A 24,726-nucleotide genomic window follows, 5' to 3' on the forward strand; every position below is an offset into this window, starting at 1 on the left:
GACCAAGACGCAAACGGTGTCGACCGCATAGGCAGCGGCAATGGTCACGGTCTCAGGTGTCGCGGTACTCGGCGCGGGCGAGTTCGGCGATGGTGAGCTGGCGGGTCTGGCTGGTGCCCTCGTACAGCCGGAACAACCGCACGTCTCGGTAGAAGCGCTCGACGTCGTTGCCTTCGATGAACCCGCTGCCACCGTGGATCTGCACGGCCCGGTCGGCTACCCGCCCGGGACGCAGCGTTGCCGCACGAACCGCCGGACTTCGTCGAGGAAGCGCGAGAACTCCTCCGGATTGCGAATCACTGGCGCTCGTTTCCCTCCGCCCGTTCTCGACGTGCGGTCACGTCGAGACCTGTCGCCGAGCAAACGCCGACGCGAACCGCAGGACAACGACGAGCACTTGATGGCTCGCATAGGCCAGCCCTATGCGTCCGCGTGCGGAACGGTCTTGGTGCGGCAACCGGAGGTGGACTTGCATGGTGGCCGGTTCGCTCGACAAGCCGAGGAGATGTCCGTGGATTCAGCAGAAGTGCGCTACGAAGTGAACGACGCGGTCGCGACCATCACGATGAACCGACCGAATCGGCGCAACGCGGTGTCGAAATCGTTCATGGCGGAGCTCGCCGAGGTGCTGGGCGCGGCCGCAGCCGATGACGACGTCCGCGTCGTGATCCTCACCGGCTGCGGCGACTACTTCAACGTCGGTGCCGACCTCGCCTCCCCACCGGAAACCCGCGGGCTGTCCCGGATCTCCAAGGACCGCGACCGCCATCACGTCCTCGACGGCAGCCGCTGCGTGGAGCTGCTGCACCGGATGCCCAAGGTCACCATCGCGGCCATCAACGGAGCCTGCGCCGGAGCCGGCCTCGGGCTCGCGCTGGCGACCGACCTGCGCTACGCCAACGACACCGCGAAGTTCAACACCGCCTTCCTCACCGCCGGCATCTCCGGCGACATGGCCGCGGTGTGGTTCGCCAGCCAGGTGGCCGCACCGCAGAAGGTCCGCGAGTTGTTCCTGATCCCGCAGAAGTTCACCGCCGCGCAGGCCCTGGAGTGGAACCTGCTCAACGACGTCGTACCCGCCGCCGAGCTGCGCGACCACGTCACCGCCGTGGCCCGGCGGATCTCCGGCTTCGCCCCGCTGGCCACGCGCCACATGAAGGCCAACCTCAACGACGCCCTGGTTTCTCCGCTGAGCGAGTACCTGCCGCGCGAGGTCGATCGCGTCGTGGACTCGGCCCACACCGAAGACTCCGTCGAAGCGGCCCGCGCGTTCCTGGAGAAGCGTGCACCGAAGTTCATCGGGCGCTGACCTCGACGGGCCCCGCCGGGGACGGCATGTTGCGCGGAGAACCAGCACCGATCTGTTCGCCTGGAAAGACAAGGAGACCAGCGCTGTGGACCTGACACTCTCCCCTCGCGCCCAGGACACGCTCAGCCAGGTCGACGCCTTCATGACCGAGCTCGTCTACCCGAACGAAAGCGTCTACCACCATCAGCGCGCCGAGCTGGGTTACGACGACCACGACGTTCCACCCGTTGTCGAGAAGCTGAAAGCGGAAGCGAAGCAACGCGGCCTGTGGAACCTCTGGCTCCCGGACGCGACGGACCGGACGACGTCCACCTGGCGGTAGCCGCACGTCACGAACTCGCCAAGCACGGGGAGCGGACGAAGGCATGAGCAATGGGAAACGAGTCGCCCTGATCACCGGTGGCGTCGGCGGAGTGGGCCGCGCCGGAGCGGGACGGCTGCAGCTCGCCGAGCAGAAGATCGCGATCAATGCGCTGTGCCCCGGCTTCATCGACACGCCTCTGGTCGCCGAGGAACTGCGGTCGTCCGGTTATCCCATGCTGCAGCCGGACGATGTCGCACGTGCCACGATGCGGCTGCTGGATTCAGGGGGAACGGGCGAGGCATGGCTGATCCAAGTCGGCCACGAGCCTCAGCCGTACAGATTCCGCGGTGTCCCTGGTGCCCGACTCGCGGACGGGACGACCGCACAGTTGCCCTAGCCCGCGAACTGCCTCGGGCCCCGGAGCCGGGGCCCGAGGCAGTTCGACCCGCCGCTGAAGGTCAAAGCCGTTGGCCGCAGCCGATTGCCATGCTGCTGACGGAAACGACGGACGGTTGCAACATCTTCACAGCGGCCTCCTCGCCAGGCTGAATGTCTGCCCGGTCGGTCCGGCGATCGGTCTGGTCGCCAGCCAGGTCACCAGCTCGGCCACCTCGTCCGGATGCTTGACTCGCTCGCTCTTGGCCATCTGCGGAGCTTGCCCAGGTGTGAAGTGCGACTTGGTCAACTCGGTTGCGACAGGTCCTGGCACGACCTCGTTGACGTCGATGCCCAGTCGCCAAACCTCCTGCGCGAGCACGCGCACCAGCTGCGATGCACCGGCCTTCGCCGCGGCGTACGCCGACGCACCAGGCGTCGGAGCGTGACCGATGCCCGATCCCATCAGCAGGATCTTGCCCGCCCTTTGCTCTGCCATGATCGGCACCGCCGCTTGGCAGCAGTGAAACAGGCTCGTCAGGTTGAGTGCGATCGTGTGCGTCCATTCTTGCGGATCGCTGTCCACCAGCCTTCCTTCGGTCAGCCCACCACCTGCGTTCGCCAATAGCACGTCGAGCCTGCCGAATTCGGCAGCCGTCCGCTTCACCATCGCGTGGCAGTCCTCGCCGGACGTGACATCGGCTTCGATCGCCATCGCCGTGCCGCCCAGCTCCCCGATCTCCTGCGCGACTTCATCCAGCTGTTCCCTGCTGCGCGCAGCCACCACGACCGAGGCACCTGCACGGGCGAATGCGAGAGCGCTCGCCTTCCCAATTCCTCGTCCACCGCCCGTGACCAGGCACACTGACCCGTCGAGCGGTCGAATTGCGGTCATCGGACCTCCATTGTCCTTGATCTCCGCCGATGCGGGGACACGGCGACTCACGCGGCGGCCCCAACCTGATCGGACTCGCTTCAGCCCACAGCCGCGCCTATCGCTCCGAGGCGGTTGGGAAACAGCGCATTTCACCATCTCGGTCGATTCGTGGTCAGCGCGACGACACCTTGATCGATTTCGCCAAGCGGATAGCACCCAGGCCACACGCAGTCGCATACAACTACACCCAATGGCGCGCGATCAATGACGATCTGACAATGGGACGGTTAGGCAGAACGGATGGGGTTGATCAATGACATCCCCGCAGTGGCCGACCTCATCCGCCGGATCATGTCCGAGGCCGGGGAACTCATCGAATCCCGGCTCCGAACGTCACTGGCGAACTGAGCTGCGGCCGTACCGGGTGCGGATGCGGGGCGGCTCACCTCGGCCAGAGCGGCCATCACGTTCCGGAACTGATCATCGTAGAACGCCCGCTCATACTCCCCGGTCACAGCATCAAACCGCGGTCAGGACTCTGCGCCGCCGCCAGAAGGGCGGCCGCGGACAGCCGCTTGGTCCACGGCGACCGGCGTGGACCAGCCCTCGTCACACGCGTCATTGGTCGTGCTTTTCGGGTTCCGCAGTCAGTTCGCGCAGTATTTCGCGCATCTCGGTCAGCACCTCATCGGGAAGTCCGGCATCCTGCCCGGCCGCGATCGCGTTCTCCAGCGCCTCGGCCGCCGCCGAATGCCGACCAGTGGCAATGTATGCCACTACCAACTGCCACCATGCGCGGCCTTCGTCCTCCCGGTTCTCCGCCGGTCGTAGCAGCTCGACTGAGCGGATTCCGGCTTCCACCGCGCCGTCGTGATCTTCCACGCTGTTACGGGTCGTCGCTATCCCGAGCAACGCCAGGCCCAACCAGGGTGAATCTGCTTCCTCGTACAGTAGTTGCGCCGCTTGGTAGCTGTTGATCGCTTCCTCGTGCAGTTCCGCACCGGACATGAGGTCTCCCATGCAGAGCCACGATCCCGCTTCCGCCAGGAGGTCGTCCGTTCGGCGGCACAGTTCGAGGTGCTCGGCGTGGAGATGGCGCGCTTCTTCAGTCCGCCCCACCTTCCACAGCGCGATCAGCAGGCACTCGCAAACATCGCGCTCGGCAACGACATCACCGGCGGCCCGGAACAGCGTCCGTGCTTGCTCCAAAGCCTCCACTTCTTCCTCGTGGCGTTGCTCCGCGGACAGGACCGCGCCGAGCCTGAACGCCACGGGCGCGGCTAATTCCGGGTTGTCGGGGTCCGGCAACAAACGCTGAGCGCGCCGGAGTTTCTCCACGGCGTCCGCCGTTTGGTTCAGCTCGTGCAGGGCACTGCCCCACAGGTAGTAGTCCTCCGCCGCCTCTCGGCCGTGGCCCAGCTTCTCCAGCAACGGCACGGCCTTCGCACATGCCTCAGCAGTAGCCTCGGCCGAGCTTTGGAGAGCGGAACGCGCGAGGAATCGCCAGGCGTCGGCCTCGGCGGCTTCGTCGCCGAGGTCTTGCGCACGGCGCACGGCTTGAGCGGCCGCAGCTGCCGCCTCATCAGCACGGTCGGCGAGCGCGTATGCCTGCGCCAACTGCCATTCCGCAACCATGTCGAGCTGGACATTGCCGGATTCACGAATGCCACGAACGGCGAGTTCTAATTGTTCCGCGCCTTCCGGCAAATGGCCGGAATCGGCAAGCGCTCGCCCCAGGAACAGTCGCGCCTCCGCCGTCGCGGTCTCGTCGGCGATTTCGCTGAAAATGCGGACTGCCGTCCGACACGGCTCGATCGCCGCGTCGCTGTCTTCGTCGATGAGAAGCCCACCGAGCCGGGCCGAAACGAGCCCTAGCCGTCGCTGGTCACCGGTGCGCTGGAATAAATCGATGGCCCGCCGGTACAGATCGACGGCCTCCGCCGTTTCGCCCTTCTCACCGAGGACGGCTGCCAGGCTGGCCAGGGCGAGGCCCGCCCCGTGCTCGTTGCCGAGCTCCTCGTGCAGGTCGGCGCCGACCCGGCCGGCATCGGCGGCCTCGTCCAACCGGTCGAGCTGCCAGAGGCATGCGCAGATGTTGGCCAGCACGGTGGCTTGGCCATGGTAATCCTTGGCTTCCGCCAGCAGGTCTCCAGCTTCCAGGTACGCCTCGTGCGCAAGTTCGAACTCGCGCATGCCGGACAGCACAGTGCCCAGATTCGCCACGGCTTGGCCTTCAGCGCCCTTGTTCCCGGTTCGTTCATGGATGTGCCGGGCTCGTCGCAGCACATCGAGGGCTTCCCGGCTTCGATCGACCATGGTCAGGGCAGCGCCGAGACTGTTGTACGCCTGCCCCAGGTCGTCACCGTCGCAGACCCGCTGGAGCAGCAGGACGGACTCCTCCCCTACCGCCACGGCTTCGTCGATCCGGTCCAGCTCCCGGAGCGCGACGCCCAAGCTGCTGAGCAGGATTCCGGCCAACGTCACCTGGCCGAGACGCTGAGCGGCCTCCGCTCCGATCCTGGATATCTGCGCGAGATCATCGAAATACCGCTGCCGGTTCAGATAATGGCGCAGTGCGGCGGCGAGTTTGCTCGCGAGGTCGGGGCGGTCTGTCTCTCGCGCCGATACGACCGCCGCGGTCAGGTTCGGCCGTTCCAGCCCGAACCACGCGTCCGCGTCGAACGGCTCTTCGGAGTCCTCTGCGGACTGCATAGCATCCTCGGCCGCGCGCTGGTAGTACTCCAGCACGCGGCCGACCGCGACAACTTGCCGGGTACGGGCGGTGATGTCGTCCTCCACCGGCTGGGCGGCGAGCTCCTCCGCGTACAGGCGGAGGAGGTCGTGCATCCGCCACCGGCCGTACAGTTCGGCGCGCTCGACCAGGTGCGCTCGGGCCAGCGAATCCAACCGCCGCCGCACAGCCCGGACCGGCTGCTCTTCCAGCGCGGCGGCCGCCTCCGTCGAGAAATGCGGTCCCGGGATCAGCGGTAGCGCCGCGAACAACGCCGCATGTTCCGTGTCGAGTTGCCGGTACGACAGCTCGAAAGCGGCTCGCACGGCATTGTCGTCGTAGCGCAGTTCGTCCAGCCGGCTTCGCTCGTCCGCCAGGTCCATCGCCACGGCGGCCAGCGGGCGCCTCGGATCGGAGGCCAGCAGAGAAGCGATGATCTGCAGGGCGAGCGGCAACCGGCCACACAGCTCGGCAATCCGCCTCGCATCCTGCGGTTGATCCCGCACACGTGTGTCGTCGTTGCGCCGTGCCGTGGCCAGCTCGCCTGCCAGCAACTCGACGCAGGACTCTTCAGGCAGTTCAGCGATCTCCCACAGCGCCATGCGCGGCCCTGGTCCCGCCCCGTCCAGTGTGTGCCGGGACGTCACGACCATCCCTGTGCTGCCGTCGCCAGGCACTAGCGGCTCGACCTGCTTCGCCGACGACGCGTTGTCCGCGACGACCAGGAGCCGACGCCCCTGTTCGGCGAAAGCTCTGAGCACGTCGCGGAACAACCGCGTTCGGTCCTCGATGACAGGGGGAATGTGTTCCGTCCGTACGCCGACGGCGCGCAACAACGATTCCAACGCGCTCGCCGGTGCGACGCGCTGGTGTTCGTCGTAACCGTGCAGATCGACGAAGAGCACCCCGCCCGGGAACGCGCCCTCCGCCCGAGCGCGGTGCGCGGCCTGGATCGCAAGCTCGGTCTTGCCCGCCCCCGGCAGCCCGGTGATCTGCGCCGGCACCGCCGGTCCGTCCCCGGCGGCCAATGCAGTCACCAGCTCGTCCAGTTCTGCATCCCGCCCGGTGAACCCGGTGCGGGCCGGTGGGAGACCGCCGAGCGCGGTCGGCACCTCCGGCGGCAGCGTGAGAGAGACCTCCTCGCCCATGATCACGGTGCCGAAGAACACGCCCCCGGTGATCTTGTTCTCTACCGCCGCCTTCCGCCGCGATCCCGGCATCATCCCCGCGGTTCCGGCTCGCTCTCCCCGGGCTGCGGTGGATCGTCACCATCCTGCTCGGAGCCGGGAAGCTTGACCTGCCCGGAGATCCGGCCGACCTGGAGCACGGTGCCGTGGAACTTCCCGCCGCTGATCTCGTTGCGCACGGACCCGCCGCCCTCATTGCCTGTCGCCGCGCGCTTCTCGACCCTCCGGTCGCCGACGTAGGCCGCAGCCGCCACGCCGAGACCCGCCAGGCTGACGAACAGACTCAGCACGCCCGCCGTCTGGTTCGCCCGATCCAGCCCCAGCAACGACAGGAACACCCCCAGCCCGGCCACGAGCAGCACCCCGCCCGCCCACACCGCGCCACGCCGCCATCCGGTCATCCGAGCCATGTCGGACATCATCTCGAACGCGGCGAGCATCCGTGATCGCTTCCGGCAAATCCCGGTCGCGCCGACCCCGGCAGTCACCCGATGCGATGAGCTCCGGGCCGGCCAAGGACCTCCGCGATCCGCCGGAGCGCCTGCGGGCGATCGAAGCCCAACCGGACCAGCAGCTGGGCGGCGAAGCCTTCACCCTCCCGGAGCAGGCCGAGCAGGATGTGCTCGGTGCCGATGTAGTTGTTCCGCAGGCCCACCGCCTCGCGCAGCGACATCTCCAGCACCCGCTTCGACCGATCCGTGAACGGGAGATGCCCAGCGGGCACTTCCTCCCCCACGCCCAAGGTCTCCCGGACCAGCCCGCGCACGCGCTCGTAACCGATCCCCGACGAACGCAGCACCTGCACCGCCACGCCGTCCCCCGCCTGGAGCAGCCCCAGCAGCAGGTGCTCGGTGCCGATGCAGGTGTGCCCCAGCGCCCTGGCGTCTTCCTGCGCGAGCACGACCGCCCGCCTCGCGCGATCGGTGAACCGTTCGAACATCCCTCTCCCCACCCCGCAGTTTCGGAGCCGGATCTTGCCAGGCACGGCCCCGACGATCCCGGGGTTGCGCTCAGACAACGCCTACTCGCCCGGCCACCAGGACATTGGCCGGTTCGGAAACCTCGTCCGACCGGGCCACCGCTTCGACCTGGTTCGAAATAGAACCACGCGCTGTGCACTCAGAAGCACGGTCGCGGTTTCGAGGACAGCCGCCCGACGCTTCGAATGCGGCCGACGGCATCCGCGCTCCCCCGCGATCTGCATTCCGCCGGGCTTCGTGCACTCCGCCGTCCGTTGACCTCAGAGGCTGTCGCCGTAGTAGACGTGTTCCGGGTGGGGGTGGGTGAGGAAGTCGTGGTGCGAGATTTCCCAGCCGTATGCGCCGGCATGGCTGAACACCAGCACGTCACCGGCGCGCAGTCGCGTCACCGGCACGTCTCGGGCGAGCACGTCCTTGGGGGTGCACAGCTCGCCGACCACGGTTGCGCGGGCGTTGCGCAGCTCCGGGCGCGGTGCGTTCGACGGCCACTGGTCCACCGGTAGCACCGTGAACGGGTGGCTGTGCTGCCACGAGACCGGGAGGCGGAACTGGTGGGTGCCGCCGCGGACCAGCGCGTAGTCCACGCCGTGGTTGCGCTTCACGTCGAGCACTTCCACCACGTAGCGGCCGGATTCGGCGACCAGGTAGCGGCCGCATTCGAAGTCGATTTCGCGCAGGTGGTCCGGGAATCGGCCTACCAGCGCGGGCAGGTCGCGTGCGAAGTACGACCAGTCGAACTGGTCGTCCAGGTCCACGTAGTTCACCCCGATCCCGCCTCCGACGTTGAGCACCTCGCAGCGCATCCCGAACTCGCGCTCCCATCCGATCACCGTGCGCCGGTAGTGCTCCAGCAGTTCCAGGTGCGCTGGGGCGGAGAGGTTGTTGGACAGGGAGTGGAGGTGGAAGCCGACCAACCGCAGTCCGGGCAGGGTCCGCGCCGCTGCGACCGCTTCAGGCAGGACTTCCTCGGAAATCCCGAACTGGGTGGGGCGTCCGGCCATCGCCAGGGTCGCCGCCGGGAACGGGCCGGCGAGGTTGACCCGCAGCAGCACGTCCGCAGTGCGGTCGAGCCGGGTCGCGGTTTCGGAGATCCGGTGCAGTTCCAGCACGCTCTCCGCGTGCAGCCGGGTCACGCCCTGGACCAGCGCTTGCTCGATCTCGGCTGGTGTCTTGGCCGGGCCGCCGAAGATCACCGGGATCTCGGCGCCGACCGCACGCGCCTTGGCCAGTTCGCCGCCGGACGCCACCTCGAACCCGGCGACCAGCGGCGCCAGGGCGCGCAGCAGCCGGTCTGCGCTGTTCGCCTTCATCGCGTAGAACATCCGGCACCGCGGCGGCAGCGATTCGGTCACGGTGCGGACGTGTTCGGTGAGCTGGTCCAGGTCGTAAGCGAACAGGCACACCGGCTCGCCACCGACGCGGTCCTGCACGAGCTTGGCCAGTTGGTCACTCATGGGGCCTCCGGTGCTGGTCGAGGTGCGTGCGGAGCGCCCGGGCGGCCAGGCCGCGTTCTTCGCCGAGCACGAAGGTGCGCACCCCGGCTGCTTGCCACTGCTCGTGGTCCTCGCAGGTCCGCGGGATCGCGCAGAACGGCACGTCGTGCGCTTTGCACTCGGCGTGCACGCGTTCGAGCGCGTCGCGGACCTTCGGGTGCCGGGTCTGCCACGGCACGCCGTAGGACTGCGACAGGTCGGCGGCGCCTTCCAGCACCAGGTCGACTCCGCCCCCGGCGAGGATCGCCGGCAGCTCGTCGACGCCCTCGGCGTCTTCGATCATCGCGATGACCATGATCTCCTCGTTGGCGCGGCGGATGTACTCGGTGAGCTCGATGCGCCCGAAACCCGGCACCCGACCGCCGTTGAGGCTGCGCATCCCCTCCGGCGCGTAGCGCGCGGCCCGGATCGCCATCTCGACGTCGGCTCGGGTGCGCACGTGCGGCACCACCACCCCCAGCGCACCCGCGTCGAGCGCGCGCAGGATCGCGCCCGGGTCGGCTTCCGGGACGCGGACGAAGGCCACCAGGTCGACGGCTTCGGCGGCCCGGATGAGGTTCTCCAGCTGTTGCGGGTCGACCAGGCTGTGCTCGGTGTCCAGGATGGCGAAGTCGTACCCGGCACAGCCGATCATCTCCACCAGCGTCGGCGACGGGATCGAGCAGAACAGCCCGTAGCTCTCGCCGCTGCCGGCGAGGCGTTCCTTGACGGTGTTGCGCCTCAGCACCGGTCCACCTCCGCGAGCGGGTTGGGCACGGTGTGCAGCCGCAGTTCGGTGTCGGGCAGCAACCGGCGGGTGGTCAGCTTCTCCACCTCGATGGTCGGGGTGAACACGTCGAACAGTGCGAAGCGGTCGGCGAGTTCCCCGAACCGCTGCTGGTAGCCGCGGATCTCGTCGCGCACCAGCAGCCAGAACCGCCGCTCCGGGAATTCGCAGCGATCCGCGAGGAAGATGGCGAGCTCGCCGAGGTTGATGAAGAAGAAGGCGTCCAGCAGGAAGTCGGTGACCAGGCCCAGCTCGTCGGTTTCCACGAAGGAGTTGCGGTTCTGGTGGTGCGCCGGCGTTCCGGCCAGCTCCGGGCACCGCTGCGGCTCGGCCAGGTGCGTGCGGGAGAACCGCACCCCGTCGTGGAAGTCCTTCAGCACCACCCTGGTCGGTACGCCGTTCTCGTGCACCAGCGCCATGTTCTGAGCGTGGGACTCCAGTGCGATGCCGTGCCGGCACAGCAGGTGCACCAGCGGCAGCACGCTCACCCGCACCAGCCTCCGCACCCATTCCCCGACGCCGAGCTCTCGCACCCACGGGTCGATCAGCGGCGTGCCGTCCACCTGGCACGCGGTCAGTCCGGTGAAGGGCACGGCGCGCTCGCCCGGCTCGAGGTGCCGGTGCAGGCTCTCCCGCCAGATGCAGGCCAGGGCTCCGTAGGTGTCCGCCTGCAGCAACCCGGACTCGGGGGTCACCGCGACGCCGAGCTCCTCGCCGAGCAGGATCGGGCGCAGCTCATCGCGCAGGTAGTCGTCACCGGCGACCACGTCCCGCAGCCAGTCCGTGATGCGCGGCGCGTTGCGCACGGTGTGCGCGGCCAGCCCGCGGCTCGTCGAGGTGTTCACGATGGACATCGACAGCTTCAGGTAGGGCCGCCGCGGATCGTCCCAGCAGGCCAAGGTGCGGATCGACTGCTGCGCGCCGAAGTCGTCGGGATCGGTCCCGAGCGGGATCAGCTCACCACGGCCGAGCTGGTCGGAGAAGGCCCTGGCGATCCGCTCCCGCCACTGCCACGGGTGCACCGGGATCAGCACGTAGTCGCCCGGATCGTGCCCGAGCTCCTCGATGCGGCGGCGGAATTCCACGGCCGCCGGACCGAGCTGATCGGCCACGTACTGGTCGCCGACCGATGCAGAGGCGCTGCTCTCGGTGATGCGGCGGTGCGCGGCCAGCCACAGCGGGCGCACCGGGTTGGCGAACTCCGGGCCGAAGGCGATGTTGTCCGCCGCGTCGAACCCGAGCCGTGACTTGTACGTGGGGTGGTAGCGGTGGCCATCGGTGATGGCCGATTCCAGGGTGTCGTAGTCCGCAGTGGACAGATCCGTGCGCCGCTCGGTGCGGACGTGTTCTGATAGTGCGTCCTTGAACAGGGTTTCTTCCAGCTCGCGTGCGAAGCCGGTCAGGTGTTCGGCATCGGCTTCCAGCGAGTCGCGCACCTCGGCCAGGAACAGCGTGATCGACTCCGCCTCGCTGTCGCCGCGCCGCACCACCGAGGTGAGGCCGACGCGGTCGAAGCCGAACCGGCGCACCGCGCGGAACGAGTAGCAGACTTCCGCACCGGCGGCGTCCACGCCGTCGGCGAAGTGCTCGTCGCCGTCCTGCCGGGTCTTCAGCGCGCCTTCGTACACCAGCGATTCCACCAGCTGCCGGAACACCCGGCGCCTTGCGTTCCGGAAGCTCGGCGCGGTCAGCGCCGAGCGCACCAGCTCCGCGGTCATCGGTTCACCTCGCGAATCGGGTTGGGGATGTCGACGTAGAGCGGGCGCTCGCCGCGCTCGGCGAACCGGCTTAGCAAGTTCGCCTTGGCCGGGAGCACCGGCGCGGCCAGCAGTTCCGCGGCGTAGTGGCCGGGGCGCTGACGCAGGAAGTCCCGCACCACCGACCACAGCAGCCGCTCGGCCGCCGGGGTGAACCGGCCCAGCACCGCGACCAGGTGGCCTAGGTGGTTGGTGACGAAGTGGTAGCGCAGCCGCAGCCACGCTTCGGCATCGTCGTAGAGCACCGGGCTGTCCGGCGGCAGGATCCCGGGCCTGACCCGGTCGCGGCCGGCGCTGGTGCCTTCCATGTCGCGCACGAAGAACGCACGCGGCCAGCCGTCCTCGACGTGCAGCAGGGTGTTCTGCACGTGGGCCTCGAAGCTGATGCCGTGATCGGTGAACACCGCGAGCAGCGGGCCCAGGGAGATCCGCAGGTATTCGCGGAGCCAGTCCTCGACGTGCTCGGGCGAAAGCGGTCCCGCCTGCGCCACGAGGTCCACCAGTGCGGGCGCACGCCCGTCGAGCCGGTCCTCCAGCAGCGCGGCGAGCACCCGCGGCGCGGCCCCGGACCCGGCGAACGGGTTCCGCCGGAACAGCACTGCGAAGTCCGCGGACAGGTCACCGACCACGCCCGGATCGACGGTTCGGTACCCGGTCTCCGGCAGCACCTCGAACCCGTCGTGCCGCCACCGGTTCGCGGCGTCGCAAACCAGCCGACCGGCGTCGGCCGCGCGGCGAAGGTGCTCGACCGGGTTGTTGCGGACGAAGTTGGTGATCCGCACGTGCAACGGCAGCTTCCACGCCGTCCCGAAGCCCGGGTCGCACACCGTGCGCACCGACGACGTCGCGTACACCTCGGCACCCAGCGGCCCGAGCGGCACGATCCGCCCCGCGTCGACGAGCTCTGCGACCTCCGGGTGCCGCTGCAGGTAAGCCGCCTGCCACGGGTGCACCGGGAGCAGGCGGTAGTCGGACTGGTCGGCGCGCAACGCAGTACGGGCCTTCTCCTCGACCTCGGCCGGGATCCAGCGCTCGTCGGCCAACCGGTCCTCCAGCAGCAGAGCCGGGGCCACCGCGAAGTGGTGCAGCTGGAACGACGCACCGAGTTCCGGGGCGTAGCGCGCGAGTTCGTCGTCGCTGAACCCCTCCGCGCTCTTCGGCGTCGGGTGGAACGGGTGCCCCAGCAGCAGCGACTGCTCGGCGTCCCGGGTGATCTCCGCCGGCGAAACAGGGGCGGGACGCGGCTCGCGGGCCAGGTAGCGAGCTGTCCTCGCGACGCTGTTGGCAATCTGACGACTCAACGCCGCGGCCGCGTCGGGTGGTGTTCCGACGCCGTGCTCGGCAAGTTCCCCGACGAGCAACGACACGAACTCGTCGTGGCCGAGCGGGATCCGGCTGCCGTCGGGGAGTTCCCGGAACACCACGGTCCCGTAGGCGTGATGGCCGGCCTCGGAGCGGTACCGCACCTCGGCCCGGAGCGCACCGTCCGCCGAGCGCAGAGGGATCCGGACCGCCTCGGCGCTCACCTCGCCGCCGGCTTCCCGCACCAGCGCGTTGAGCAGGCGTTGTCGCGCCGCAGCGCGTGCCTGGACTTCTTTCACCGCAACACCTTTTCGCGAGTCTCATCCGGTTGGCGGGAGTCCGCACCGGGTTTCGGCCGACCGGCCACGGCCAGCAACGCGGCCACGCCCAGCAGCGCGCCGATCAGGGAGAACACCGCCGCGGGCGGCAGCAGGACCGCCAACGCCGCACCCGCGAGCGGTCCGAGCACCTGGCCGAGGTCGAGCACCCCGGTGCCGAAGCCGAAGGCGGTGCCGCACCCCCGGTCCGGGACCTGTCGGGCGGTCACGTGCAGCACCGACTGCACGAGCGCGGCGAAGCAGAAGCCCTGGACCAACCGAAGCGGTACCAGCAGCTCCACACTCGCCACCGCCTGCAGCGCCACCGCGAGCCCGCACCCGGCAGCGGCCACGGCGAAACCAGCCTGCGCCGGTCGGACGTCGTTGCGGCGGCCCCACCACGGGCTTCCCGCGCACGACGCCAGCCAGGTCACCGCCTGCAGCACGCCGACCCAGGTCGTCGCGGCGGCCACCGAACCGGTCACGCGCTCGACGTGCGGTGCGAACACCACCACCAGTGCGTAGATCGCGGCCTGGGCGGCCAGCCCGGCCAGCAGCATCGAACGACTTTCCCGTGTCCGCAGCAAGATCCCGGCCACCACGCGCACGGACTGCCGCTGCGGGGCGTGGCCCGGTGGTTCGGACAGCACGACCGCGGCCAGCACGCTGGACAGCGCGAGCATCCCGGCCACCGCAACGAACAACGGGCTGAACCCGAGCCGCCCGGCCAGCAGCCCACCCACCAGCGGTCCGAGCAGCGATCCCGCTGCGGTAGCACCGAACAAGGCACCGAGCGCCCGTCCGCGGCGGTCGGCCGCGGCTCCGGCGTTCGCGTACGCGGCGGTCGCACTGACCACGCCACCGCATGCGCCCTGCAGCACCCGACACGCCAAGAACTCGCCGGGCGTGCTCGCCAGCGCCATGAGCGCGATGGCCAGCCCCAGCCCGAAGTGCGCGCGCACCACCATCGACTTGCGGCCGAAGCGGTCGCCGACCCATCCCCACAGCGGTCCGCTGATCAGCTGCACCACCGCCGGAGCAGCCAGCGAAACGGCCGTCCACCACGGGATATCGGCTTCCGGGGTGCCCAGGCGAGCCAGGTAGAACGGCAACAACGGCACCACGATGGTCAGACCCGCGGTCGCCGCGAACTGCCCCAGGCAGAGGACGCCGAAGGTCCGGGCGGAGGACGATCGCATCAACGCACCGCCCCGAGCGGATTCGGGACGGCACCGATTCCAGCGGGCATGCTCACCCCGCTGGACCGCCCCTGTCGAAGCAACGGCCCCAGCACCTCGCGACTCGGCCAGGTCCCGGCATTCAGCAACTGGGTGCGCACGACCTCCGTGACCGCAGCCGGCAGCGGTTCGAGGCACTCGCGCACCGCACCGGACAACTGCGCCCACAACACGCCTTCGTCCAGGTCGAAGTGGCGGCACAGCGCATCGGCGATGCCGTAGAGGTTCACCTGGAAACCGAGGGTCTGGAGGTAGCCGACCAACGCTTCCGCGGACTCCAGCCGGAGCGACTGCGGTGCACCGGGCTTGATCGCGTACTCCGGGTCCCGCGTCCCGGCCTTCGCCATCCACTCCGGGTACAACCGCAACGTGTCGTGGTCCCGGAGCACGAACCGGTCCACCCGTCCGGCACGGAGCTGCACCACGACGTTCTGGCCGTGCAGCTCCGGCAGGACCCCGCAGCGCAGGAAGCCGAACCCGAACTCGCAGAACGATCGCGCCAACTCCGCGAAGAACTCGACCGGATCGAACCGGACCGACATCGCCGGGGCCAGCACGTCCCACTCGTGCGCGGCCAGTGCGGCCATCGGCAGCACCAGGCCGTCCAGCTCGGGGTACACCCGCACCTGGGCGGCGAGCCGGCCCGGCCGATCGCCGAACTCGTCGTCGGGATCGTGCCAACCGCACCAGATCCGCTCGTCGCACAACGCCACCCGGTGGCGCAGCACGGGATCCCGGTCGACGAGGCCGCGCATGCTCTCCTGCGCCCGCTCGGCATTGGCCAGGTATCGCGGGGGCAGCAACCTCGTGGCCCCCAGCGTGGCCACCCCGAGCGGGAGCTTGACGTGGTTCCGGGTCTCCGGAGCCACGGTCAGGGTGCGGATCGAGGAGGTGGGGTGGAACCGGCCGAGCCCGCGCACCAGCGGGACCACAGCCCGGCTGGCCAGTTCGTCGGCGAACTGCCCGGGCAACACGTGCTCGAACTGCCACGGATGCACGGGAATCGCCACGTACTCGTCGCCGGTGGACGTCTGCGCGTCGGCGAGCGTCCGCTGCGCGGCCCGGTCGAGGACCAGCTCGGAAAGCTGCTGCGATTCGGGAGCACCGCCGAAGCGGAGCCGGTCCCGACGCACAGCTACCCAGTCCAGACCTACCGCAGCGGCACGCATCCACCCGTACCGGGCGACCTCGCCGGCGCTCCAGCCGGCCGCGGCCCGCGCGGTGGGGTGGAACGGTCGGTTGCGCGTCGCCGCCAACCGCTCCCCCGCCAGCAGACGCCCGCCCTGCGGTGCCAGGTCGAGTTCGGCGCGCTGCCCGAGGACCACCTCGGTGTGCTCCACAGCGGCACGCACGTCTTCGGACACCTCGGCAACACCGGGAAACTCACCGCACGCCAGCACCAGCAGCTCCGCCGGATGCAGCGGCCGCGGTGCTGAACCATCCCCGCCGAACCAGACCGGTCCGCGGGCGTACCGGTAGCGCTGCAACGCCCCACCGGACCGCACCCGGCAGCACACCCACCCGGCGGCCAGCTTCACCTGGCACCACTGCTCCCCGGCGGCGAGCGGCTCGCCGGCGAGCGCTGCGGGCCGGTCGGCTTCGGCGCGCGTGCCGAAACCGGCCAGGTCCTCCTGCAACAGGGCGTCGACCAGGTCCCGCATCACCAGCTCGGCCGGTTCCACACCCATCAGTACAGGTCCAGCCAGGTTCCGACGCCCCGCAGCTTCGCCCGCTCGTACACCGCACCGGCGCACGCGATGTCCTCGACCGCCATGCCCATCGGGTTGAGCAGGATGATCTCGTCGTCGTCGGTGCGCCCGGGCTTCGTCCCGGCCAGGATCTCGCCGAGCTCGGCGTGCAACCGCTCGCGGGAGAACGAACCTTCCAGCACCAGCTGGTTGATGATCTTCTTCTCCCGGTTGCTCTGCTCCCAGTCGTCGACCACGACCTTGTCCGCCTTGAGGAAGACCTCCTTCTGAACGTCCATGATGGACACGTTGCACACCAGCGCACCCCGCTTGAGCCAGCTGAACGGGATGTAGGGGCGGCTGGTGACCGTGCACGGGACGACCAGGTCCCCGGCCCGCACGGCTTCCTCCGCGGTGGCGGCGACGTGCGCCTTCACCGCCGGGTGGTCGCGGCCGATCTGCTCGGCCAGCGCGTGCGCCGCTTCGGCGTGCTGGTCGTAGAGGTGGACCGCCTCGACGTGGTCGAACTGCTGCAGCAGCGCGGTGATCTGGGTGCGACCGATCACGCCGCACCCCACCAGCGCGACCTCGGCGAAACCGCTGCGCGCCAGGTGCCGGGCGGCCAGGCAGGTCACCCCCGCGGTCCGCCAGGCGCTGATCAGACTGCCTTCCAGCACCGCCACCGGATAGTTGCTCTCCGGTTCGTTGAGCACGATCACCGCGCTGGCCCGCTCCCGGCCACGTCGGAGCGGGTTGTCGTGCTTGCTGCCGATCCACTTGATACCGGACAACCCGGGCTCGCCGACGTGCGCGGGCATCGCGATGATCCGGTCCGCGATGTGCCCTTCCTTGCCCGCGGCCCGCAGGTACGGTTTGAGCGGCTGCACCGTCTTGCCCTCCGCGTGCGCGATCAGCCCGGCGCGCAACGCCTGCACGTACAGCTCGGCTTCGGCTCCACCGACTTCGGCGATATCGCTTCGGCTCAGGTAGAGAATCTTCGGGGATTCCTCAATGGACACAAGATCTCCTCGTCATCAGCCGGCGCAGCGCAGCCGGGCGGCGGCGAACCAGTCGTCGTCGTAAACCAGGTCGAGGTAGCGGTCACCGCGGTCCGGGAAGACCGCGACCACCCGGCAGGGCCGCGGCAGCCGGGGCAGCGCGCGCCGGATCGCCGCGACCACCGCGCCGGTGGAGCCACCTGCGAAGATGCCTTCCGCGGCCAGCAGGTCCCGGCAGCCCTGGGCCGTTTCGAAGTCGTTGACGTGCACCACGTCGTCGAACTCGGCGGGCACCAGCAGCTCCGGCACCCGGCTGGCGCCGATGCCGGGGACGTCGCGCCGCCCGGGCGCCGCTCCGAAGATCACCGACCCCACCGCATCGACCGCGACCACCCGCAGGTCCGGGAAGCTCTCCCGCAACCGGCGGGAGCAGCCGAGCAGGCTGCCGGTGGTGCTGACCGCACCGAACAGGTACGCCGGCGGGCGGACCAGCTGCTGGGTCAACTCGGCCCCGGTGCCGTCGTAGTGCGCCTGCCAGTTCCGGTCGTTGGCGTACTGGTTGATCCAGATCGCCCCGGGCGAGCCCGCCACGATCTCCTGCACCCGGCGGATTCGGGTGTGCAGGTAGCCGCCCATCTCGTCCGGCTCGCTCACCCGGTCGACCTCGGCGCCCAGGTGCCGCAGGATCGCAACGTTGGCCGGGGCCGCCTTGGGGTCCAACACGCAGGTGAACCGCAGGCCGTGGATGCGCGCGGCGATGGCCAGCGCGATCCCGAAGTTCCCGGAACTGCTCTCCACCAAGTGGCTCCCGGGGCGGATGGACCCCTCGCGCAGTCCACATTCGACGATGTGCCGCGCGGAGCGGTCCTTCATGCTCCCACCGGGATTCATCAGCTCAAGTTTCGCGATCACCTCGACATCGGGTTCGGGGAACAGCCGGTTCAGCGCGACTACAGGCGTGTTGCCCACGCACTCGAAAACGGACTCGGCGACAGATTCGGTCAGAGCGTCGACAGCCACGTTTCTCCTCAGCTCTACGACCGGAACGGGCAGGGCGACAGCCGGAACGCTAGCAAAGGGTAGGCTAACTTAATAGGAAGAGGTCGAGAGACGACGATCACATGGACACGGCGAAGTTGACCCGTATAGAGCAACGACCGGTCACCGGTTCAGACCAATGCGCACGTGCCGATGCCGCCATCCGGCAACAGATCCGGGCAGGCGCCGAACCCGGTCGTTGCACGCGAGCAACAGGCGAGCGAAGCCGAACTGTCCACAGTGTCCTCGCGGCAGGTCACTCAGTCCGGACTACAGGCCGCAACCGTCCGCCCGGAAGCCGCACAACTGGTTTCTTCGGCACACCAAAAGCGACCGGCCGGCATCGGCGCGGCGAGGCGTAAGGCCCGCCGAGGCGTTACCGGGGCAAGGCGGCCAGTATCCGCGCCACATCAACAAGATCGCGGCCGAGCACGTCGGCCGGGGTGAAAACCTCCGCGTAGTGCCCTTCGAGACGGCTGGCCCAACCCGTGGTGAGCCCCGCCCGCTTGGCCCCGTGGCAGTCGAAGGCGTGCACCGCGACCAGGCACACCTCGTCGGCGGGGTGGCCCATCCGTTCCAGCGCGTACTCGTAGACGCGACGCGGTGGTTTCCAGCTGTGGACGTCGGCCACGCTGATGACCTCGTCGACGTAGCCGCTGAGACCATTGCGCGCAAGGAACCCGGCGGTCGTCTCGGCTGTGCCGTTGCTCAGGCACACCATCGAGATCCCGGCTTCAGCGAGGGTGCGCATGGCGGGCTCGACATCGGGGTGAGCGGGCAGTTCACCGAAACCCGCCAGCACGTGCGCCACGGCGTCCTCGTCGAGTTCGCCGCGGGCGAGCGTGCGCAACGCCGCCGCGGCGACTTCCGGAAACGGCTCGTAATCACCGGCCAGCGTCAAGGCCATGCCGTCGCGCAGCAGCCGATCGAACCAGCGCTCCAACAGATTCGGCGGGAGACCGACCTCGGCGAACCGGGGCCGCAGGGGTTCCAATGACATCAGCGTCTCGACAACATCGAACGCCACCGCTCGTGGTCGGCTGGGCATGCAGAACTCCGTTCGCTGGACCGCTGAACCTGTTGTCGACTACCTTCCGTCACCAGTGTTGCAGGGGCGTCGGCATGCCGCCGAGATGGCGATCCGGCAGGTTCCTCGCCGCCGCCTCCGCTACCAGAAATTCATCGAACAAGACACACGCTGAAGACTTTCCCCAAAATCGAGTCCATCCGAATACGCCACTCCGCCCCTCCAGGTGGCGACGGCTGCCGTCACGGCGGCCGGATCGGGTCCGGTCATGTTGTCAGGTCGGTCAGGACGTCTGCGAGCGCCTCGGCACCTGCTTCGCAGTCCACGGGTTCGGCGTGCTCCTCCGGGGAATGCGAGATGCCGGAGGGGTTCCGGACGAAGAGCATCGCTGTCGGCAGGAACGGCGACAGCACGCCGGCGTCATGGCCCGCTCCGGTGTCCAGAACAGGGGCTTCCGGGAGAACTCGGGCGAGGCGGCGCTGAAGTCCTTGGTCGAAATGCGCTGTGGGACTGAAGGATTCCTCGCGCAAAGCCACCGAACAGCCCTCTTGAGCCGCCGCCTCTTGCGCTGCGTCCGCGACCCGCTGCACGACCGCCCGGGCCACCTCGTCGTCCGGGTGCCGCACGTCGAGCCACACGTCCACAGAGGATGCGATGACATTGGTGCCGCCCGGAACTGGTGCGATCCGTCCGACCGTTGCGCGGGCCGCCGGTGTGGACCGTGCTGTCTCCTGGGCGGCGAGGAGGATTCGTGCCGCCACGGTCATGGGGTCGCGCCGGTCGGACATCAGCGTCGTCCCCGCGTGATTTCCCTGCCCGGTCACGGTGAACCGCCAGCGTCCGTGGCCGATGATCGACGATCCGATGGCCACGGGTTGGTCCAGGTCGACGAGCCCGCGTCCCTGCTCGACGTGCAGTTCGACGAATGCCCCGATCCGCCCGAGGGCCTCGCGGTCCGGTCCGATGTTGCCGGGGTCCAGGCCGTTGCGGCCGGCGACGTCGGCCAGGGTGTTGCCATCCTGGTCGGTGAGCTTGAGCGCACGCGTCACGTCCACGGTCCCGGTCATGATTCCCGAGCCGAGGCAGGCCAATCCGAAGCGGGATCCCTCCTCCTCGGGGAAGACCGCGACGGCCAAGGGGCGTTGCGGCCGGTGCCCTCGACTCCGGATCAGGTCCACTGCGGTGAGCGCGGAGGCGACACCCAAGGGTCCGTCGAAAGCTCCGCCGCCCGGCACCGAGTCGAGGTGGCTGCCCGTGACCACAGCGTCGGTCCGCTCCCCTGACGGGACGTCGAGCCAGGCCCACATGATGCCGTTGCGGTCGGTGGTGACGTCGAGCCCGCGCGCGGCGGCCTCGGACGTGAACCACGCCCGGAGGTCGAGCTCGGCGTGGGAGAACACCGGGCGCGAGTACCCGCCTCGAACCGGGTCGGTCCCGACATCGTGGATGTCACGGAGCAACGACGTCACTGTGCTGAGCCGATCAGGCATGGTGCCTTCCTTCACTTCACGGGATTCGGGGCGTTGCGGCTCTGCCTGGTGCCGCAGATCAGTCGGCCTTGACCGCCACGCGGAACTCCTGGGGCACGGTGGACACGTCCGATGTGGCCGCTGCGCTGGCCAGGTCGGCGGCCAGGACACCGATCAGCGGCGCGAACTTCGCCCCGTGCCCGGAGCAGGGGGACACCACGGTGACCCCGTCGGCGCGGTCGAGGACGAAGTTCTCGCCGGGGGTGTTCGTGAACAGGCACGTGGTTTCGGCGTAGGGATCCGGCTCCAGGCCGGGAATTTTCTCCTGCACGTAGGAGGTGACCCGTCGACGGTTGGCCGGATCGATGATCTGGTCCTGGTGCGCTGCCGACGGCAGCGGCTTTCCCCCGTTGAACTCGGCGACCTTCTGCCCGCGGAAACCGGCGTCCTCACCACCGGGCAAGCCGTAGACCTGGATCTGCTCGCTCTTGTAGATGAAGGTCGGCCACGGCTCGGCAGAACTGCCGACGGCAACTCGATCCCGGTACGGGAAGTGGTACGCCTGCTCCTGGCGGACCGCCAACGCCGGCATCCCGGACAAGAACCCCTGCGGGAGCGCCAGGTCGGCCAGCAGATCGGACAACCAGCCTCCGGCGCACACCACGACTCGTTCGGCCTCGACGACGTCACCGCCGGCCGAGACCAGGCGGTACCCGGCCCCGTCCCGAACGGCCGACGTCAGCCGCCAGCCGGTCTCCAGATGCGCCCCGTGCGCCACGGCGAGCTCGACCATCGCCTCCACGGCCGCCTGGGCGTGGATCACGCCGGCGCCCGGGTGCCACAGGACGGGGGTGTCGAAGCTGAACTCCGGCCACCGCTCGGTGGCCTGCTGGACGCTCAGCAGCTCGTGGTCCACGCCGAGGTCGCCGAGGACGTGTGCCAGGTGTTCGGGCCGGCGTTGCGCACCGAAGTCGAGCGCGCCGGTCGGCGTGATGAGGTTGCGGCCGGCGCTTCGTTCGAGGTCGTCCCACAGCGGCTTCGCCTGCACCATCAACCGGGTGTAGAGGTGCTCGGGGTAGGCGTAGCGGAGGATGCGCGCCGATCCGTGCGAGCTGCCACCGTGGTGGGCGGGCGTCGCCTGTTCGAGCAAGGTCACCTCATGGCCCCGGGAGGCCAGCTGCCACGCGGCGGCAGAACCTGCCAGACCGGCACCGATGACGGCGTACTGCGACTGGAGTGAAGGCACGGAACGGCTCCGAAAATTCGTGGAATCGGGGTGGACGAGGACCATCGGACCTCGCGCTATTCAGATCTGTCCAATACTTGTTCGTCGCGAACTGATACATGGGTCGTCGCCGACGAACTGCATTTCGACCGCGCGGCCGAGCGCCTGCACATCTCCCAGCCTCCGCTGAGTCACCAGATCCGTCAGCTGGAGGCCGAGCTCGGTGTCGAGCTGTTTCACCGCACGACGCGGCGGGTGCGGCTCTGGTCGCAGCCCCGCCCGAGGGGGCCTCGTCGCTTTTCGCGACATCCGGTGGAGGTCAACCGGTCGGTTCTGACGTGCGGCTCCTGGTGCCGGTCGGCGTTCGCCGGATTAGCACGAAGGGCACTGCCAGGGCGAGGACTGCGATACCGCCCCAGATTCCGGCGATGGCCCAGCCCGCACCCGCGAGCGCGAGCACCGGGGTGAACGTCACCGCCGTCACCTCCACCGGCAGCAGCGGCAGGTAGGCGATGGCGAAGTCCTCCAGGGTCCGGGAACGCAGCCGCGGGTCGACGATGCGCAGCAGCGCGAGCCCCGTCGAGACCGAACCGGTCGCCCAGCCCCAGGTGAAGATCTGCTTCTCGAACCACGCGTCGCCGAGCATCCGCGGCGCGACCCCGATTCCGAGCAGCAGGCACAGCGCCAGCCCGACGGCGAACAGGACGAGCAGCGGGAGCCAGTAACCGGCGACGAAGCTCGGCACGATCGAGGCGATGCCGCAGACCACGAGGACGTCGGTGGCGCTGCCCGAGATCGACTTGAGCGACTCCGCGTCGACGAACCGGCGCGTCTTGGTCGCCGACAGCAGCCCGCGCAGGACCAGCCCGACCACGAACGCGATCGAGAACAGCGGGAACGACACCGACGGGAAGACATCGCCGAGGAGCGTGTTGACCCCGTAGGCCGCCGCGGAGATCATCAGCACGATCGCGGCCTGGAAGCCCAGGGACTCGATCGAACCGCCGGAGAAGGTGTGCGTGCCGATCGCCGGCCGCTCGTCGCCCGGGCGCAGGACACCGGTGCGGAGGTGTTCGGGCAGCGAGCTGAGCCCCTTGAACTCCTTGGCGTATCCGCGCTTCGCGCCGATCTTGGCCTGGATGATGCCGCCGACGATGCCGACGAGCAGCCCGACGGTGGCGGAGGTGAAGGCCAGCGACTGCGCTTCGGTCCAGCCGCCCTCCCCGAAGACGGTGCCCATCGCCGCGGCCGAGCCGAATCCGCCGGCCCACCCGGCGAACAGCAGCAGGCCGAACCCGTCGTGGGTGCCGAACAGCGGGCCGAGCACCAGCAGCCCGAGCACGACGCCGACCACGATCTGGGCCGCGTAGAACAGGACGCCGTAACTCGCGAACCCGGCGACCGAGCGGCCGAGCCGTCGCACGTCGACGTCGTCGGTCAGCGACAGGCAGGCGAACACGACCACGATGAGCAGCGAGGAGTACGCGCCGAGTTGATCGGAGAAGGGCAGCACGCCGAGCACGTTGGGGCCGAGCACGAGGCCGAGCACGCCGGCGAGCACGCTGGCCGGGACCATCAAGGTCTGGAGTGGTCGGATGGTCGCCCGCAGGGCGGCGCCGATCACGAGGAGAAAGCCGATCAAGCCGGCATCGACGAGCAGCGACCAGGCTGAGTAGTCCACGGGACTCCTACGGTGTTGGTGGGGATGCCTTCCCGAGGCCTAGTCGGCGTCGGAGGCGGTGGGATGGTCGGCGCTGCCGCGAGCGAGCTCGCCGAAACCGAGCGATCGCTGAGCGGACCGGAAGGCGCGCTCGACGACGGGTAGCAACCCGAGCGGGTCTCCACCGGCGACCCGCGCGCGCAGCGGCGAGCGCGTGGTCGTGTCAGGGAGGTGCAGGAACCGCACGCCCGGCCAGGGCGTCAGGCCGGTGATCTCGGAGACGATCGCCACGCCGTGCCCGGCCGAGACCAGGCCCAGCATCGCCTGCTCGCTCTGCACGTGGGCCACCGGTTCGGCGGAGAACCCGGCTTCGGCGCAGGCCGCGGCGATGGCGTCGAAAGCGACCGGAGCGCGGTCCCGGCCGAACAGCACGATCCGCTCGGTGGCCACGGAGCGCAGGGATGCGGTGTCGGCGGCAGCCAGGGGGTGGTCGAGCGGCACGGCCAGCAGGAGCCGTTCGTCGGCGAGCACGATGTGGTCCGGGGAGTCGTCCGCCCACTCCCGGAGGATGGCCAGATCGATGCGCCCCGCGGCGAGGGCGTGCCGCTGCTCGGAGCTGCCGAGGTCGACCACCACGGGATCCCACTCCCCCAACTCCGGCAGCAGAGCCGGGAGCAGGGCGGGGAAGGCCGAGGTCACCGCGGCGATGCGGACCGGGGTGCGGCCCGGCACCCCGCGCACCAGCGTCTTGGTCTCCGCCGCCCTCCGGAGCAGGAAGATCGCCTCCGGGTAGAGGACATCGGCGGCGGAGGTCGGCCACACCGAGCGGCTGGTCCGCTCGAACAACCGCACTCCGAGTTCGTGTTCGAGGTTGGCGATCGCCTGGCTCACCGGCGGTTGCACGGTGTGCAGGCGGCGCGCCGCGGCGGTGAAGCTGCGTTCCTCGTACACGGCCACGAAGTGGCGCAACAGCCGGAGTTCCACA

Annotated in this window: 19 protein-coding genes and 3 pseudogenes; 4 read left to right on the forward strand and 18 right to left on the reverse strand. The window is 69.4% G+C overall.

Annotated elements, in window-relative coordinates; all coding sequences use genetic code 11:
* Positions 1–52: 52 nt before the first annotated feature.
* Positions 53–244 (reverse strand): annotated as a pseudogene (locus AC07EQ_RS06220) (acyl-CoA dehydrogenase family protein); the annotation flags it as partial.
* A gap of 267 nt (positions 245–511) precedes the next feature.
* Between AC07EQ_RS06220 and AC07EQ_RS06225 the strand changes: the two are divergent.
* From AC07EQ_RS06225 to AC07EQ_RS06235, 3 genes are all read left to right on the forward strand, one after another.
* Positions 512–1,309, forward strand: coding sequence for an enoyl-CoA hydratase-related protein (locus tag AC07EQ_RS06225; RefSeq protein ID WP_478386855.1), 798 nt, complete (start codon positions 512–514; stop codon positions 1,307–1,309).
* Positions 1,310–1,394: 85 nt separating this feature from the next.
* Positions 1,395–1,631 carry a hypothetical protein gene (locus AC07EQ_RS06230; RefSeq protein ID WP_478386856.1) on the forward strand — a complete coding sequence of 79 codons (237 nt, stop codon included), beginning with the start codon at positions 1,395–1,397 and terminating at the stop codon, positions 1,629–1,631.
* A gap of 43 nt (positions 1,632–1,674) precedes the next feature.
* The gene (locus tag AC07EQ_RS06235; protein WP_478386857.1) at positions 1,675–2,010 is read left to right on the forward strand and encodes a hypothetical protein; all 336 of its coding nucleotides are present in this window, start codon (positions 1,675–1,677) and stop codon (positions 2,008–2,010) included.
* 126 nt (positions 2,011–2,136) lie between these two features.
* On the opposite strand, the gene AC07EQ_RS06240 is transcribed toward AC07EQ_RS06235, so the two are convergent.
* The 15 genes and pseudogenes from AC07EQ_RS06240 to AC07EQ_RS06310 form a co-directional block, all read right to left on the reverse strand.
* A complete protein-coding gene (locus tag AC07EQ_RS06240) occupies positions 2,137–3,102 on the reverse strand; it encodes an SDR family NAD(P)-dependent oxidoreductase (RefSeq protein ID WP_478386858.1) in 966 nt (321 codons plus the stop codon).
* 381 nt (positions 3,103–3,483) lie between these two features.
* Complete coding sequence (locus AC07EQ_RS06245; RefSeq protein ID WP_478386859.1) at positions 3,484–6,819, reverse strand: tetratricopeptide repeat protein; 3,336 nt, start codon at positions 6,817–6,819, stop codon at positions 3,484–3,486.
* A complete protein-coding gene (locus AC07EQ_RS06250) occupies positions 6,816–7,223 on the reverse strand; it encodes a hypothetical protein (protein WP_478386860.1) in 408 nt (135 codons plus the stop codon). The genes AC07EQ_RS06245 and AC07EQ_RS06250 overlap by 4 nt, the downstream gene beginning before the upstream one ends.
* A gap of 74 nt (positions 7,224–7,297) precedes the next feature.
* Positions 7,298–7,723 (reverse strand): annotated as a pseudogene (locus AC07EQ_RS06255) (Clp protease N-terminal domain-containing protein); the annotation flags it as partial.
* A 300-nt stretch (positions 7,724–8,023) separates the two neighbouring features.
* Positions 8,024–9,217 (reverse strand): type III PLP-dependent enzyme, encoded by a 1,194-nt coding sequence (locus AC07EQ_RS06260; protein ID WP_478386861.1) that lies wholly within the window; start codon positions 9,215–9,217, stop codon positions 8,024–8,026.
* Positions 9,210–9,983 (reverse strand): HpcH/HpaI aldolase family protein, encoded by a 774-nt coding sequence (locus AC07EQ_RS06265; protein ID WP_478386862.1) that lies wholly within the window; start codon positions 9,981–9,983, stop codon positions 9,210–9,212. The genes AC07EQ_RS06260 and AC07EQ_RS06265 overlap by 8 nt, the downstream gene beginning before the upstream one ends.
* Positions 9,977–11,740, reverse strand: a complete 1,764-nt coding sequence (locus tag AC07EQ_RS06270; protein ID WP_478386863.1) for an IucA/IucC family protein — start codon at positions 11,738–11,740, stop codon at positions 9,977–9,979. Before AC07EQ_RS06270 ends, AC07EQ_RS06265 begins: the two co-directional genes overlap by 7 nt.
* A complete protein-coding gene (locus AC07EQ_RS06275; protein WP_478386864.1) occupies positions 11,737–13,380 on the reverse strand; it encodes an IucA/IucC family protein in 1,644 nt (547 codons plus the stop codon). The genes AC07EQ_RS06270 and AC07EQ_RS06275 overlap by 4 nt, the downstream gene beginning before the upstream one ends.
* Positions 13,377–14,597, reverse strand: coding sequence for an MFS transporter (locus tag AC07EQ_RS06280; protein ID WP_478386865.1), 1,221 nt, complete (start codon positions 14,595–14,597; stop codon positions 13,377–13,379). Before AC07EQ_RS06280 ends, AC07EQ_RS06275 begins: the two co-directional genes overlap by 4 nt.
* Positions 14,597–16,324 carry an IucA/IucC family protein gene (locus AC07EQ_RS06285; RefSeq protein WP_478386866.1) on the reverse strand — a complete coding sequence of 576 codons (1,728 nt, stop codon included), beginning with the start codon at positions 16,322–16,324 and terminating at the stop codon, positions 14,597–14,599. Before AC07EQ_RS06285 ends, AC07EQ_RS06280 begins: the two co-directional genes overlap by 1 nt.
* Complete coding sequence (sbnB, locus tag AC07EQ_RS06290) at positions 16,324–17,343, reverse strand: 2,3-diaminopropionate biosynthesis protein SbnB (RefSeq protein ID WP_478386867.1); 1,020 nt, start codon at positions 17,341–17,343, stop codon at positions 16,324–16,326. The genes AC07EQ_RS06285 and sbnB overlap by 1 nt, the downstream gene beginning before the upstream one ends.
* Positions 17,344–17,358: 15 nt before the next feature.
* Positions 17,359–18,342: a 2,3-diaminopropionate biosynthesis protein SbnA gene (gene sbnA / locus AC07EQ_RS06295; RefSeq protein WP_478386868.1), complete on the reverse strand. Its 984-nt coding sequence runs from the start codon at positions 18,340–18,342 to the stop codon at positions 17,359–17,361.
* A gap of 394 nt (positions 18,343–18,736) precedes the next feature.
* On the reverse strand, positions 18,737–19,408 hold the full coding sequence (locus tag AC07EQ_RS06300; protein WP_478386869.1) for a haloacid dehalogenase type II: 672 nt from the start codon (positions 19,406–19,408) through the stop codon (positions 18,737–18,739).
* Between the two features lie 245 nt (positions 19,409–19,653).
* On the reverse strand, positions 19,654–20,877 hold the full coding sequence (locus AC07EQ_RS06305) for an allantoate amidohydrolase (protein ID WP_478386870.1): 1,224 nt from the start codon (positions 20,875–20,877) through the stop codon (positions 19,654–19,656).
* 58 nt (positions 20,878–20,935) lie between these two features.
* A complete protein-coding gene (locus AC07EQ_RS06310) occupies positions 20,936–22,102 on the reverse strand; it encodes an FAD-dependent oxidoreductase (protein ID WP_478386871.1) in 1,167 nt (388 codons plus the stop codon).
* A gap of 66 nt (positions 22,103–22,168) precedes the next feature.
* On the opposite strand from AC07EQ_RS06310, the pseudogene AC07EQ_RS06315 reads away from it, so the two are divergent.
* Positions 22,169–22,351 (forward strand): annotated as a pseudogene (locus tag AC07EQ_RS06315) (helix-turn-helix domain-containing protein); the annotation flags it as partial.
* A 49-nt stretch (positions 22,352–22,400) separates the two neighbouring features.
* Here the strand turns inward: AC07EQ_RS06315 and AC07EQ_RS06320 are convergent.
* Positions 22,401–23,762 carry a sodium/glutamate symporter gene (locus tag AC07EQ_RS06320; protein ID WP_478386872.1) on the reverse strand — a complete coding sequence of 454 codons (1,362 nt, stop codon included), beginning with the start codon at positions 23,760–23,762 and terminating at the stop codon, positions 22,401–22,403.
* Between the two features lie 39 nt (positions 23,763–23,801).
* The gene (locus tag AC07EQ_RS06325; protein ID WP_478386873.1) at positions 23,802–24,725 is read right to left on the reverse strand and encodes a LysR family transcriptional regulator; all 924 of its coding nucleotides are present in this window, start codon (positions 24,723–24,725) and stop codon (positions 23,802–23,804) included.
* Position 24,726 lies beyond the last annotated feature (1 nt).

This window comes from Saccharopolyspora sp. NPDC045839, assembly GCF_056431645.1.

What these genes read in the sequence shown, in the direction of transcription:
- AC07EQ_RS06260 (WP_478386861.1), bottom strand. Translation starts at nt 9,217, where the DNA reads ATGAGTGACCAACTGGCCAAGCTCGTGCAGGACCGCGTCGGTGGCGAG.
- AC07EQ_RS06280 (WP_478386865.1), bottom strand. Translation starts at nt 14,597, where the DNA reads ATGCGATCGTCCTCCGCCCGGACCTTCGGCGTCCTCTGCCTGGGGCAG.
- AC07EQ_RS06305 (WP_478386870.1), bottom strand. Translation starts at nt 20,877, where the DNA reads ATGCCTGATCGGCTCAGCACAGTGACGTCGTTGCTCCGTGACATCCAC.
- AC07EQ_RS06250 (WP_478386860.1), bottom strand. Translation starts at nt 7,223, where the DNA reads ATGCTCGCCGCGTTCGAGATGATGTCCGACATGGCTCGGATGACCGGA.
- AC07EQ_RS06235 (WP_478386857.1), top strand. Translation starts at nt 1,675, where the DNA reads ATGAGCAATGGGAAACGAGTCGCCCTGATCACCGGTGGCGTCGGCGGA.
- AC07EQ_RS06300 (WP_478386869.1), bottom strand. Translation starts at nt 19,408, where the DNA reads ATGCCCAGCCGACCACGAGCGGTGGCGTTCGATGTTGTCGAGACGCTG.
- AC07EQ_RS06245 (WP_478386859.1), bottom strand. Translation starts at nt 6,819, where the DNA reads ATGATGCCGGGATCGCGGCGGAAGGCGGCGGTAGAGAACAAGATCACC.
- AC07EQ_RS06270 (WP_478386863.1), bottom strand. Translation starts at nt 11,740, where the DNA reads ATGACCGCGGAGCTGGTGCGCTCGGCGCTGACCGCGCCGAGCTTCCGG.
- AC07EQ_RS06285 (WP_478386866.1), bottom strand. Translation starts at nt 16,324, where the DNA reads ATGGGTGTGGAACCGGCCGAGCTGGTGATGCGGGACCTGGTCGACGCC.
- AC07EQ_RS06240 (WP_478386858.1), bottom strand. Translation starts at nt 3,102, where the DNA reads ATGCGACTGCGTGTGGCCTGGGTGCTATCCGCTTGGCGAAATCGATCA.